Source organism: Corynebacterium sp. HMSC076C10 (assembly GCF_001812455.1).
GTDB lineage: Bacteria > Actinomycetota > Actinomycetes > Mycobacteriales > Mycobacteriaceae > Corynebacterium > Corynebacterium jeikeium_D.
Genome location: NZ_KV809092.1, coordinates 1 through 643, shown reverse-complemented (window position 1 = coordinate 643; position 643 = coordinate 1). Strand labels below are relative to the sequence as shown.

The following is a 643-nucleotide window of genomic DNA, read 5'->3' as shown; positions in this document are numbered from 1 at the left end:
TTTTTGTGGGGTGATGGCGTGCCTTTTGAAGAATGAGCCTGCGAGTCAGCGGCATGTCGCGAGGTTAACCCGTTTGGTGGGGTAGTCGTAGCGAAAGCGAATACTAACTAGTGTGTTTTTAGTGGCATGTCCTGGACCCGAAGCGGGGTGATCTACCCATGGCCAGTGTGAAGCAGAGGTAAGACTCTGTGGAGGCGCGAACCCACTTAGGTTGAAAACTGAGGGGATGAGTTGTGGGTAGGGGTGAAAGGCCAATCAAACTCCGTGATAGCTGGTTCTCCCCGAAATGCATTTAGGTGCAGCGTCGTGTGTTTCCTCCTGGAGGTAGAGCTACTGGTTGGTTTAGCGGGACTATCATCTTAGCGACATCAGCCAAACTCCGAATGCCGGTGAGGTCAGAGCACGGCAGTGAGACTGCGGGGGATAAGCTTCGTAGTCGAGAGGGAAACAGCCCAGATCGCCGGCTAAGGCCCCTAAGGGTGTGCTAAGTGGAAAAGGATGTGGGATCGCGAAGACAACCAGGAGGTTGGCTTAGAAGCAGCCATCCTTGAAAGAGTGCGTAATAGCTCACTGGTCGAGTGGTTCTGCGCCGACAATGTAGTGGGGCTCAAGTACACCGCCGAAGCCGCGGCAATCACCTTTT

1 rRNA gene is annotated in these 643 nt (G+C 54.1%); it reads left to right on the top strand.

The features are described 5' to 3' along the window. Positions 1-643 (top strand): 23S ribosomal RNA (locus HMPREF2857_RS01590); the annotation flags it as partial.